The following is an 11,183-nucleotide window of genomic DNA, read 5'->3' as shown; positions in this document are numbered from 1 at the left end:
GGCGGCGCCGGTGCCGCCCGCGCCGCCGCGTCCGCCTCCGGTGATGACCCCGTCGGCGCGACCTCCCGCGCCGCCTCCTCCCGCGCCGCCGCCGCCCGCGCCGCCTCCTCCGGCTCCGGTCCGGCGTGCTCCGGTGGCGAGCCCCGCGCCGTCGTATTCGAGCGCGGAGTTCGTGGGGCTGGAGCGGCGCTCGGACGACCGGCTGCACGCGGACGTGCGGGTGACGATGAAGAACACGGGCATCTTCACCGACCACCGCATCATCAACCTGTCGTCGGGCGGTCTTTTCATCGGCACGGACCGGCCGTTGCGACTGGGGACGCAGGTGGAGCTGACGCTGCGCTTCGATGAGCCGGAGCGCGTGATGACGCTGCGCAGCTCCGTCATCTGGGAGAACTCCCTGGAGGACGGCAAGAACCCGCGCGGCTACGGGTTGCGCCTGAGCGCCTTGCGCGCGGAGGAGCGCGACTTCATCCAGCAGTACGTCCGCCGACCGAAGAAGCCCTGACGTCGCAAGTCGGGCCGCGAACCGGGCCGCGAGTCAGGTTACAAGAAGGGCCTCAGAACAACTGCCCGAGGAAGACCGCGCTCATGGCGACGAAGGCCACCATCACCGCCATGACGGACTTCAATTCCAGGTCCCTGCGGTCCAGCTCGTTCGAGAAGTTCATGGTGTTCTCTCCAATCATCAGTGCCTTCCCCTCTTCCTACGGACCCGGCGCGCGACGATTGCCCCGGGCCTCGTGGACGCCCGATCCAACGCGGCGGGCGGCCAGGGAAGCGGATGGCGTCATCCAGCGGGTATCGCGATGAGCACCGACACTCCGCCCGCCACGTTGGACGGCCTGCTCCAGGTGCTGCCGGTGCCGCTGTTCGTCGTGCGAGGCGACCGGCTGGTGTTCACCAACGACGCGCTCCGAACGATGCTGGGCCTGCGCGAAGGCGAGCTGCCCACCATCCTGGAGTTCAGCGCCCGCTTCAGTCCGGATGAGATTGCCTGGGTGGAGCCGCTCGCGCGGGCCCTTGCGCGCGGCGAGCCCCTGCCGGAGCAACCGACCTGGGGACGGATGCGGGGCGCGGACGGACGTCAGCACCTGCTGACGCTGCTCCACGCACCGGGCCGGGTGCCGGAAGAGCAGCTCGTGTTGCTGCTGGACGCCGAGGGCGGGGACGCGGTGCGCAGGCTGTCCACCGCGCTGGTCTCCACCGCGGCGGAGCTGTTGCGCTGCCGGGATGAGACGGCGGTGCTGGAGCTGGCGGTGGAGGCGGTGCACCGGCAGGGCTTCTACGTGTCCGTGATGCTGCTGGAGGGCGACTTCCTGCGCCACGGGCCGCTGCGCCAGGAGCCGGAGAGCGTGGCGATCGCCGAACGCCTCTATGGGCAGGCCCTGCATGAGGTGCGCATCCACCGGTCGGCCATGCCTCACCTGACGGACGTGCTCGTCCGGCGCAAGGCGGCCTTCCATCCGGATGCGTTCGGCATGGTCCGGAAGATCCATCCGCCGGACGTGGCGGACAGCATCCAGTCCATCTATCCCCCGGGCTCGCGCGCGCTGGACGCCCCCATCTTCGTGGGGGACGAACCCTTCGGCGTGCTCGCGGTGCAGTCCCCCACGCTGACGCCCGCGAACGCCGGCGCGCTGGAGTTGTTCGCGCAGCTCATTGGCGGGGCGCTGGAGAACGTGCGCCACCACCGCGCGGCCGAGGAACGGCTGGCGGAGGTGTCACGGTTGCAGGGCGAGCTGGTCGCGAGCGAGCGGCTGACGGCGCTGGGCGAAGCGGCGGGCGTGGTGGCCCATGAGGTGCGCAACCCCCTGGGCGCCATCCTCAACACGGTGGCGGTGCTCAAGCGCGAATCGCGCCTGGGGCCTTCCGGCGCCGCGGCGGTGGAGATGCTGGAGGAGGAGGCCATCCGGCTGGAGGACATCGTGCGCGACCTGCTGGACACGGTGCGCCCGCTGGAGCCCCGGCCGCGCCCCGTGCACGTGGGGGAGCTGGTGCACCGCGCGATCGGCCAGCTCCACGGCCGGGAGGATCTGCCCACCCCGCGCGTGGCGGTGGACGAGGCGCCGGACGTGCCGGACATCTCCGGCGACGAGACGCTGTTGCAACTGGCCATCACGCACCTGATGCGCAACGCCCTTCAGGCCTCGCCCGCGAAGGGCACGGTGCGCGTGGCGGTGCGCCGCGTGCCGCAAGGCGTGTCGCTGGTGGTGGAGGACGAGGGCCCGGGCATCCCGGGCGTGGATCCGCAGCGCGTCTTCGAGCCCTTCTTCCTCACGCGCGCCAACGGACGCGGCCTGGGGCTGGCCATCGTGCGACGCGTGGTGCTCGCGCACGGAGGCACCGTGCGCGCGGGCGCGCGGCCCGAAGGTGGGGCGCGCTTCGAGCTGGTGCTGCCGCTCTAGCGGGCGGGCAGCGCACGGGCCACACCGCGCGATTCGCACGGGGCGCGGACGGCGCCCAGCCCGCACATCACGGCCCGGCCAGCACCAGCAGGCACGGCAGGCCGCCGTTCTTCACATCCACCGTCCGCGCACCGTTCAGCCCCAGCGCGGCCAGCAGCTTCGGCTCGTCGGGGATGATGATGGCCTTGCGCCAGCTTCGGAACGCGCCGTTCAACGTGGCGCCCAGCGCGCGGTAGAGGTCCGGCAGGTCCAGCTCCTCGCCCACGCGCTTGCCGTAGGGCGGGTTCGCCACCACCAGGCCGGGCCCTTCCGACGGGGCCTTCAGCGTGCGCAGGTCATGCCGCTCCAACGTCAGCGTCACCCCCGCCCGCTTCGCGTTGCGCCGCGCCGTCCCCAGCGCGCCCGCGTTGATGTCATAGCCGCGAATCGCCACGCGCGGCTCGGCCAGCACGGCCGCTTCCGCCTCCGCGCGGCGGCGCGCCCACCCCTCCTTGTCGAAGGAAGGGAACGCCTGGAACGCGAACGTGCGCAGCAGCCCCGGCGCCTTGCGCTGGGACATCCACGCGCCCTCCACCAGGAACGTGCCCGAGCCGCACATCGGATCCACCAGCGGCACGTCTCCCGTGTAGCCCGCGAGCCCCAGCAGGCCCGCCGCCAGCGTCTCGCGCAGGGGCGCCCTCCCCACCTCCTGCCGGTAGCCGCGCTGGTGCAGCGGCTCCCCGGAGGTGTCCACGCTCACCGTCCAGCGGTCCCCTTCCCCGCGCACGAGCAGCGTGAGGCCCGGAGCCCCGCCCTCCTCGTCCAGGTGCGGCCCCGCGCGTTGGACCTCCTTCAGACCCCAGGCCACCGCGGCGGACTCCAACACCACGTTCGGTCCCGGCGCCGCGGAGCGGTGCAGCGTCACCGACACCCGGGGCGGCGTCTTCCCATCCCAGAGGTCCTTCATGGGCAGCGCGGCCAACTCGCGCACCAGCCCGTCCGCCGTGGGGGCCTTGAACGTGCCCAGGCGCAGGAGCACCCGGCTCGCGGTGCGCAGGTGCAGGTTCGCCGTCTGGTACAGGCCGGGCGGACCCACGAATTCGGCGCCGCCCTCCACGCGGCGGGGACCCAGGCCGCACTCGCGGGCCTCCGCCTCCAGCGCGGACTCCAGCCCGGGCAGCGTGGACACGTAGATGACTTCTTCGCCCGCTCGGGCGCGCGCGTCCGTCACGGGGAACGCGTCCGCGACACGGCGCCGGTCAGCGCGGCGGAGGCCTGCGCCAACGCGCGCTCCATCTGATCCAGGTCATAGGGCTTGGGCAACAGCACCGCGCGCTCCAGTTCGGGTCCGGATTCCGAGTTCACCGCGCGCGAATCGCCGGAGGCGATGACGACGCGCAGCGACGGGTTCTGCCGCACGGCCTCACGCGCCAGTGCCACGCCGGACATCCCCGGCAGCGTCACATCCGTGAAGAGCACGTCGATGGGGTCCTTCCCCAGCACCGTGCGCGCGGCTTCCGCGCTCGCCACCGCTTGCACGCCATGTCCCATGTCCGTGAGCAATTCGCACGCGGATTCGCGGATGTCCGCGTCGTCCTCCACCAGCAGGATGCGCAGCGGCCCCTTCAACTCACCGTCCGCCGCGCGCGGCTCCGCGGCCGCCGGCACGGGGGGCGAGGGCGCCTTCAACCCCTTCGCCGTCATCCGCTGCTCGCGCTGGCGCAGCATCGCGCGGAGCTTGCGCGCCAGGTCCTCGCGTCGGTACGGCTTGCTCAACAGGCTCACGCCCGGATCCAACCGGCCGCCGTGCACGATGGCGTTCTCCGTGTAGCCCGACGTGAAGAGCACCTCCAGGTCCGGCAGGAGCGCCTTGGCCTGACGCGCCAGCTCCGGACTGCGGACGGGGCCCGGCATCACCACGTCCGTGAAGAGCAGGTCCACCGGCAGGCCGCTCTGGATGACCGCGAGCGCGCTCTGCCCATCGGACGCCTTGAGCACCCGGTAGCCCAGCTCCGTGAGCACCTCCACCACCGTGCCGCGCACCGCCGGATCATCCTCCACCACCAGGATGGTCTCCGTGCCGCCCTCCACCTGTCCCATGGGAACCTCCGTCGGTTGCACCGCCGACTGGAAGCTGCGCGGCAGGTAGAGCTTCAGCGACGTGCCGTGCCCCACCTCGCTGTAGATCTTCACGTGGCCGCCAGACTGCTTCACGAAGCCATACACCATGCTCAGCCCCAGGCCCGTGCCGCGCCCTTCCGGCTTGGTGGTGAAGAACGGTTCGAACGCCCGCTCCATCACCTCCTGCGTCATGCCGGTGCCCGTGTCGGAGATGGCCAGCAGCACGTACTGCCCCGCGGTGACCTCCGGGTGCAGGAGCGCGTAATGGTCATCCAGCATCGCGTTGCCCGCTTCGATGGTGAGCTTGCCCCGTCCGTCCATCGCGTCGCGCGCGTTGATGGCCAGGTTGAGGATGACGTTCTCCAACTGGTTGCGGTCCACAGCCGTGTTCCACAGCCCGCCCGCGATGACCGTCTCCACCTCCACGTCCTCGCCCAGCGCGCGGCGCAACAGGTCGTCCATGTCGCGCACCAGCCGGCCCAGGTTGAGCGACGTGGGCTCCAGCGGCTGACGCCGGGCGAAGGCCAGCAGTTGCGAGGCCAGCCGCGCCCCGCGCTCCACCGCGCCCAGCGCCGTCTCCAGCCGCCGCTGCGCCTTCGGGTCCCCCGCGGTGTCGCGCTGGAGCAGTTGCAGGTTGCCGCTCACCACCTGGAGCAGGTTGTTGAAGTCGTGCGCCACGCCGCCCGTCAGTTTTCCCACCGCCTCCATCTTCTGCGCCTGGCGCAGCGCGGCCTCCGTCTGACGGCGCTCCGCCTCGCTCACCTCCAGCTCGCGCGTGCGCTCACGCACCAGCTCTTCCAGGTGGTCGCGGTGGCGCTCCAGCTCCTGCTCGGCGCGCCGCTGCGCGGTGATGTCGTTGCCCTGGACGAAGATGCCGGAGACGCGCCCGTCCTCGCCCAGGATGGGCTGGTACACCAGATCCACGAACGCTTCCTCCAGCGGACCACCGGGCACGCGCTGCAACATCACGCGCATGCCGTGGCCGACGAAGGGTTCTCCGGACGTGAACACCCCGTCCAGCAGTTCGAAGAAGCCCTGCCCCGCCACCTCCGGCAGCGCCTCCCGGACGGGCTTGTTCTGCAGGTCCCGGTGGCCCACGAGCTGGTGGTAGGCGCGGTTGGTCAGCTCGAACACGTGCTCGGGCCCCTTCAGGAAGCACATGAAGCCCGGGGCGACCTCGAACAGTCGCCGCAGGTGCCTGCGCTCGCCATCCAGCGTCAGGTTGGCTTCCTGCACGGCCTTGGCGCGCAGGAACACCCCTCCCTCCAGTTGCGTGCCCGATGCTGGAGAGAGGGCGCTGCCCACCTCGCGCACCGCCTGCTTGAGCTGCTGCAGCTCCGTCACATCCATCGTGTGCTGGAGGATGAAGGCCACCTCGCCCGCCGCATCCAGCAGGGGGGTGTGCGTGGCGCTCCAGAAGCGGTCCTCCACCACGGTGGCGCCCGCGTCCGTCCGCCGGGGGACGCGGTAGGGGATGAGCGCCAGGGTGTCCAGCACCCGCCCCTGCAGCACCCGGAAGAATGAATCGCGCAGCATCCGCAGGCTGGCGTTGGCCGGGTCGTCCGGGTCGTTGGGGAACGCCTCGAAGACGTTGCGTCCGACCAGGTCCTCCAGCCGGCTGGCCGTCACCCGCAGGTAGGCCGCGTTCGCCGTCACGTACCGCAGGTCGCGGTCCAGCAACATGTACGGGTTGGGGGAGAGCTCGAAGAGCTTCTGGAAGTCGAAGGGTGCCTGCATCCATTCACCGGGAGGGCCTGGTCCTCCCGTCCTTTCCTGGGGCCGCGGGACGCGGAAAGGGCGTTCGAACCCAGTGTACGGACAACACTCCCAGGGCACCGTCCAAAAGGCCGCCACCCACGGGCTTCCCGTGCGCAAGGCCCCCTGGAGGGCTCCCGACTGGGCACCACCCAACACCTGCCCGGCACCGGGGTCCGCTACCTTTTTCCCATCCGTCCTGGCTGTAAGATTGGGCGGGTATTTCCGACCTCATGATTATCGTGGTATGAGATTATTACCGCCCGGGCGGTGTAGTTCCACATGGACCGGGGTGCGCGGCAGGGGGTCGCCTTGGGTTGGGGGGAAGGTCCCCTCTGCCTCCAGCCAGAGCGCTTGCGCCCGGCTGGAGGTCTGTCCCCAATGCTTGCCGTTCCGGAACCGTTGTCCCTGGATGACTCGGAAGCGGTCACCTCTCGCATGTTCGAACGCCGGTCGCTGACCGCCGTCGTGAGGGAGCTGTCGGTGGTGGCCAACGCTCGCGGAATGTGGGCGGTGACGCGCCAGTGGATCATCATCGGGCTGTCGGTGGCGTTCGCGGTCCAGGTGGACCAGTGGTGGGCGTGGTTGGTGGCCGCGGTGTTCATCTCCACCCGGCAGCACGCGCTCCTGAGCCTGGTGCACGAGGCGTCCCACCACCACCTGCTGACGAACCGGTTCGCGAACGACTTCCTGGCGGACGTGCTGTGCGCGTTTCCCATGAACATCACCACGGCGGGCTACCGCAAGGAGCACGCGGAGCACCACCGGTACGTGAACACACCCAAGGACCCCTACTGGCGCACCGCGCAGCGCGACAGCGCGTGGATCTTCCCGCGAACACGCTGGGGCGCCGCGCGCGTGATCCTGGGGGACATGGTGGGCGTCTTCACCCTCTCCCATTTGAAGATCATGATCCCCTGGTCCTTCACGGGCCGGATGATGGGCAAGGGCGGGCCGCCGCCGTCGGGCGCGGAGAAGGTGCGCTACACGCTGTGGATGCTGGGACTGGTGGCGTTCCTCACCCTCACGGGCGGGTGGCTGCACTACCTGCTCTTGTGGTCGGTGCCGTCGCTCACGTTGATGATGGTGGCCTTCCGCATCCGCGCGGTGGTGGAGCACCCCTTCACGCCGGCCACGCCGGATGAGACGCACGAGACGCGGGACGTGGAGTCACCCACCTGGTTCGAGCGCTTCTTCATCGCGCCCTTCAACGCCGGCTACCACCTGTCCCATCACCTGTTCCCGTCAGTGCCCTACTACCACCTGCCCGCACTGCACGAGCAGCTCAAGAAGGCCTCGCTCTTCCGCTCCGGGGAGAACCACTTCCGCACGTACCTGTCCGGCGAAGGCAGCGCGTGGACGTTCATGACGTCGGCCGCGAAGAAGTGAAATGCAGCGTTGATGCAGGATTGGATTCCCACGTGTAGCAACGTGGAGTCCTTCCCCCTGGAGGCGCGCATGCAGCGCCTCCAGGTGCGGGAAGGGCCCGCCCCTTCGAACTGACACCAGGCGCGTTTCATTCACGCACCGGTCGCCCGCGAGTCCCCTCGCGCACCGGCCTGGCGTCCGTGAGACGTACCCAAACACCCCACCCCATGGCTTGAACGCCGACCGGCGATCGCGGTGTTTCTAGGCCTCGATCGCCAGGTCCCCTTCGTACGTCCGCCACTTCCGGCGCGACTCCAAGGCGGCCGGGGGAATTTCCTGCCACGCGCCGCGAGCAGGGGATGCCGTTCCTCCGACACCGCCTGTTTCACCTGGCGAAGCAGGAGCAGACTTGAGAAGGCAGCTCATGGGGTTCCTCGTGGCGTTGGGCGCGGTGCACGCCGGTTGTGGTGGTGCTCCCGACTTCACCTCCACCGCGGGCGATGAAGAGTCGCTGGTGGCATCCGAGGACGCGCTCGCGAGCGCGACCACCCTGTACGACGACGCGTTGGGCTCCGGCTGGCAGGACTGGTCCTGGGCGACGCACAGCCTGGCGGCGACACGGCCCGTGTTCGCCGGTACCCGCTCCATCTCCGCCACGTTCAAGCCGTGGACGGGCGTGTACCTGAACCACGCGGGCGTCCCCACCACGGGCTTCGGCTTCGTGGAGTTGCAGGTGAACCCTGGCGCGACGAACAACCCCGCCCTCGCGGTCTACGCGACCGTGGGCACGTCGCAGAAGCCCCCCGTGGCGCTCAACCCGTCCTGCGTGGGCGGCAGCATCAAGGCCAACGCGTGGACGCAGTGCCGCGTGCCCCTGGCCACGCTGGGCGCGGCGAGCGGGAACCTCACCGGCTTCGTGGTGATGGAGAACGCGGGCAAGACGCTGGCCCCGGTGTACTTCGACAACGTGCGGCTCGCGGCGAGCACGACCGCGCCGTCCGCGCCCACCGGCCTGAAGGCCACGGGCTCCACCACCGACGTCGCGCTCACGTGGGGCACGGTGACGGGCGCCACGGGCTACCACGTCCACCGCGCGGCCTCGCAGTCGGGCACGTACACGAAGCTCACGTCGTCCCCCGTCACGTCCGCGTCGTACCAGGACACCAGCGCGGTCAGCGGCACGACGTACTGGTACGCCGTCTCCGCGCTGAACGCCGTCGGTGAGAGCGCCCGTTCGTCCGCGGTGTCCGGCACGCGCACCGCGCCCACCGGCGTGAGCATCACCGTCACCCCCACGAGCGTCACGCTGGCGCGCGGCGGCGTGCAGACCTTCACGGCGAAGGTGACGGGCGCCACCAACACGGCCGTCACCTGGGCCGTGCAGGAGGGCTCCACGGGCGGCAGCGTCACCTCCAGCGGCACGTACACCGCGCCGCAGACGGCGGGCGGCTACCACGTCGTCGCGACCAGCAGCGCGGACCCGACGAAGAAGGCCATCGCGGACATCACCGTCACGGGCCCCGTGGGCACCACCAACAAGTGGGTGTCCGGCTACTACACGGGCTGGAACGCGGATGACTACCCGCCGGAGAAGGTGGACTTCAGCGCGCTCACGCACATCATCGTCGGGCGCGTGACGCCGAACGCGGATGGCACCGTCAACGCCATCTTCGACAACTCCAACGGCTCCGCCATGGCGAAGACGCTGTCCACGCGCGCGCACGCGGCGGGACGCAAGGCCATCATCATGGTGGGCGGCGCGGGCGAGCACGCCGGCTGGGTGGGCGCGGCCAAACCGGCGACCCGGGAGAAGTTCGTCGCCAACCTGCTCAAGGTGATGGACGACCACGGCTACGACGGGCTCGACATCGACTGGGAGCCGGTGGAGGAGGCGGACAAGCCGAACCTGCTCGCGCTCGTGCAGCGGCTGCGCCAGTTGCGGCCCAACATGCTGATGACGTTCCCCATCGGGTGGATCAACAACAACTTCAGCGCCGACGCGGAGCTCAAGTGGTACCCGCAGCTCGCGGCCTACATGGATCAGGTCAACATCATGTCCTACGAGATGATTGGCGTCTGGGACGGGTGGGATTCGTGGTTCTCGTCCGCGCTGACGGGCGAGTCCGGCACCCACCCCACGTCCGTGGAGTCCAGCCTCAAGGCCTGGGTGAACGCGGGCATCCCCAAGGAGAAGCTGGGCATGGGCATCCCGTTCTACGGCCTGGCGTGGCGCAACATCACCGGCCCGCGCCAGCCGTTCACCAACTGGTCCGACTACGTGGGCGGGGACAACTCCTTCACCTACAAGAAGATCCTCGAACTCTCCAAGACGGGCACCCTCAAGTGGGACACGGCGGCGCAGGCCAACTACGTCACGTTCAACACGCCCGTGGAGGACGGCACCGTGCGCTGGATTACGTACGACGGTCCGGAGGCCATCCAGGCCAAGGGCCAGTACGCGAAGGCCAACGGCTACGGCGGCACCATCATCTGGACCATCAACCAGGGCTGCATCGACCGCGCGACGGGCGCCAACCCCCTCCTCACCGAGGTGAAGAAGGCGTTCCTCCAGTAGTCGTGGGGTGAAGTGATGGAAGCACACGGTCGCGCGGGCACCTGTCGCCCGCGCGGCCGTCTTCGTTTCGGGGGCCGCCTACGCGGACGGGGGCGCGGAGGCGGGCGGCGACGCGGGGGCTTCCACCGGCTCCGGGTGCGCGGCGTAGACGCCCTGGTACTCCGGCGGCAGCAGCGCGGCCACCCGGCGCATCATCGCGTCCACCAGCGCCTGGCGCGCGTCCGATGTCCCGGCGACCTCCGGCTCCAGGTCCGCCATGAGGAAGGCGGGGCCGAACGTCACCGTGACCTGCGCGTGGAAGAGCCGCTCGCCGCCCATGTCGGAGTCGTTGATGGGCATCAGCTTCTCTGTCCCCGTCAGCGCCACCGGCACGATGGGCACCCCGGCGCGCTTGGCGATGAGGCCCACGCCCTTCTTCGCCTGCAACAGGCCCGCGGAGCGGCTGCGCCCCCCTTCCGGGAAGATGAGCACCGACTGGCCGCCCTTGAGCAGCTCCACGCAGCGGCGCAGCGCTTCGATGTCCGGCGAGTTCGGCGTGATGTCGATGGTGTCCATCGTCTCCGCCGCCAGCCGCGTCATCACCGTGCCGTGCAGCTTCACGCCGGCCAGGAAGACGACCTGCCGGGGACGCAAGGCGCGGTAGAGCGTGAAGCCATCCGCGTTGGACAGGTGGTTGGAGATGAAGAGGCAGGGCCCCGGCGGCACGTCCTTCAGGCCGTACACCTTCGCGTGGGACAGCGTGCCCCACACCGCGTGCATCAGCCCGCGCACGACGTGCCGGCGCGGTGTGCGCGGCAGGAGCGACATCAGGAAGAAGAGAACTCGAAGCACGCGCCGGCCCACTCCCTTTCCGGATTCCCCCCCACGCAACACGGGGCGGAACGGATGCACGTCCATCTGAAGATGTAGTCCTGCCCGCCAGGGCCGGTCAGCGCCCTTGCTGAAGCCTGCCCCTGCCCGCCTGCCCATCCGTCCTC

General features: G+C 70.2%; 7 protein-coding genes. 4 read left to right on the top strand and 3 right to left on the bottom strand.

What is annotated here, in order from left to right:
- Both D7V88_RS33090 and D7V88_RS33085 read left to right on the top strand, forming a co-directional pair.
- Positions 1 to 508: TIGR02266 family protein (locus D7V88_RS33090; RefSeq protein WP_120544610.1), on the top strand; the 508-nt coding region annotated here is incomplete at its 5' end.
- A gap of 301 nt (positions 509 to 809) precedes the next feature.
- Positions 810 to 2,408, top strand: a complete 1,599-nt coding sequence (locus tag D7V88_RS33085) for a sensor histidine kinase (RefSeq protein WP_120544608.1) — start codon at positions 810 to 812, stop codon at positions 2,406 to 2,408.
- Between the two features lie 67 nt (positions 2,409 to 2,475).
- Here the strand turns inward: D7V88_RS33085 and D7V88_RS33080 are convergent, their stop codons facing one another.
- Both D7V88_RS33080 and D7V88_RS33075 read right to left on the bottom strand, forming a co-directional pair.
- Complete coding sequence (locus tag D7V88_RS33080) at positions 2,476 to 3,618, bottom strand: THUMP domain-containing class I SAM-dependent RNA methyltransferase (RefSeq protein ID WP_120544607.1); 1,143 nt, start codon at positions 3,616 to 3,618, stop codon at positions 2,476 to 2,478.
- A complete protein-coding gene (locus D7V88_RS33075) occupies positions 3,615 to 6,245 on the bottom strand; it encodes a response regulator (RefSeq protein WP_120544606.1) in 2,631 nt (876 codons plus the stop codon). Before D7V88_RS33075 ends, D7V88_RS33080 begins: the two co-directional genes overlap by 4 nt.
- A gap of 399 nt (positions 6,246 to 6,644) precedes the next feature.
- Here D7V88_RS33075 and D7V88_RS33070 point away from each other — a divergent pair, with 399 nt between their 5' ends.
- Entirely contained in the window at positions 6,645 to 7,652 is a 1,008-nt protein-coding gene (locus D7V88_RS33070; RefSeq protein ID WP_158625209.1) for a fatty acid desaturase family protein, read from the top strand.
- A gap of 388 nt (positions 7,653 to 8,040) precedes the next feature.
- Positions 8,041 to 10,206: a glycosyl hydrolase family 18 protein gene (locus D7V88_RS33065; RefSeq protein WP_120544604.1), complete on the top strand. Its 2,166-nt coding sequence runs from the start codon at positions 8,041 to 8,043 to the stop codon at positions 10,204 to 10,206.
- Between the two features lie 78 nt (positions 10,207 to 10,284).
- On the opposite strand, the gene D7V88_RS33055 is transcribed toward D7V88_RS33065, so the two are convergent.
- Positions 10,285 to 11,037 (bottom strand): lysophospholipid acyltransferase family protein, encoded by a 753-nt coding sequence (locus D7V88_RS33055; protein ID WP_120544609.1) that lies wholly within the window; start codon positions 11,035 to 11,037, stop codon positions 10,285 to 10,287.
- Positions 11,038 to 11,183: the final 146 nt, after the last annotated feature.

Origin of the sequence: Corallococcus terminator (assembly GCF_003611635.1) — a bacterium.
GTDB classification, from domain to species: Bacteria; Myxococcota; Myxococcia; order Myxococcales; family Myxococcaceae; genus Corallococcus; species Corallococcus terminator.
Note: the sequence above shows the minus strand (reverse complement) of the source record. Positions and strands in the feature narration are given on the sequence as shown.

What these genes read in the sequence shown, in the direction of transcription:
- D7V88_RS33085 (WP_120544608.1), top strand. Translation starts at nt 810, where the DNA reads ATGAGCACCGACACTCCGCCCGCCACGTTGGACGGCCTGCTCCAGGTG.
- D7V88_RS33075 (WP_120544606.1), bottom strand. Translation starts at nt 6,245, where the DNA reads ATGCAGGCACCCTTCGACTTCCAGAAGCTCTTCGAGCTCTCCCCCAAC.
- D7V88_RS33070 (WP_158625209.1), top strand. Translation starts at nt 6,645, where the DNA reads ATGCTTGCCGTTCCGGAACCGTTGTCCCTGGATGACTCGGAAGCGGTC.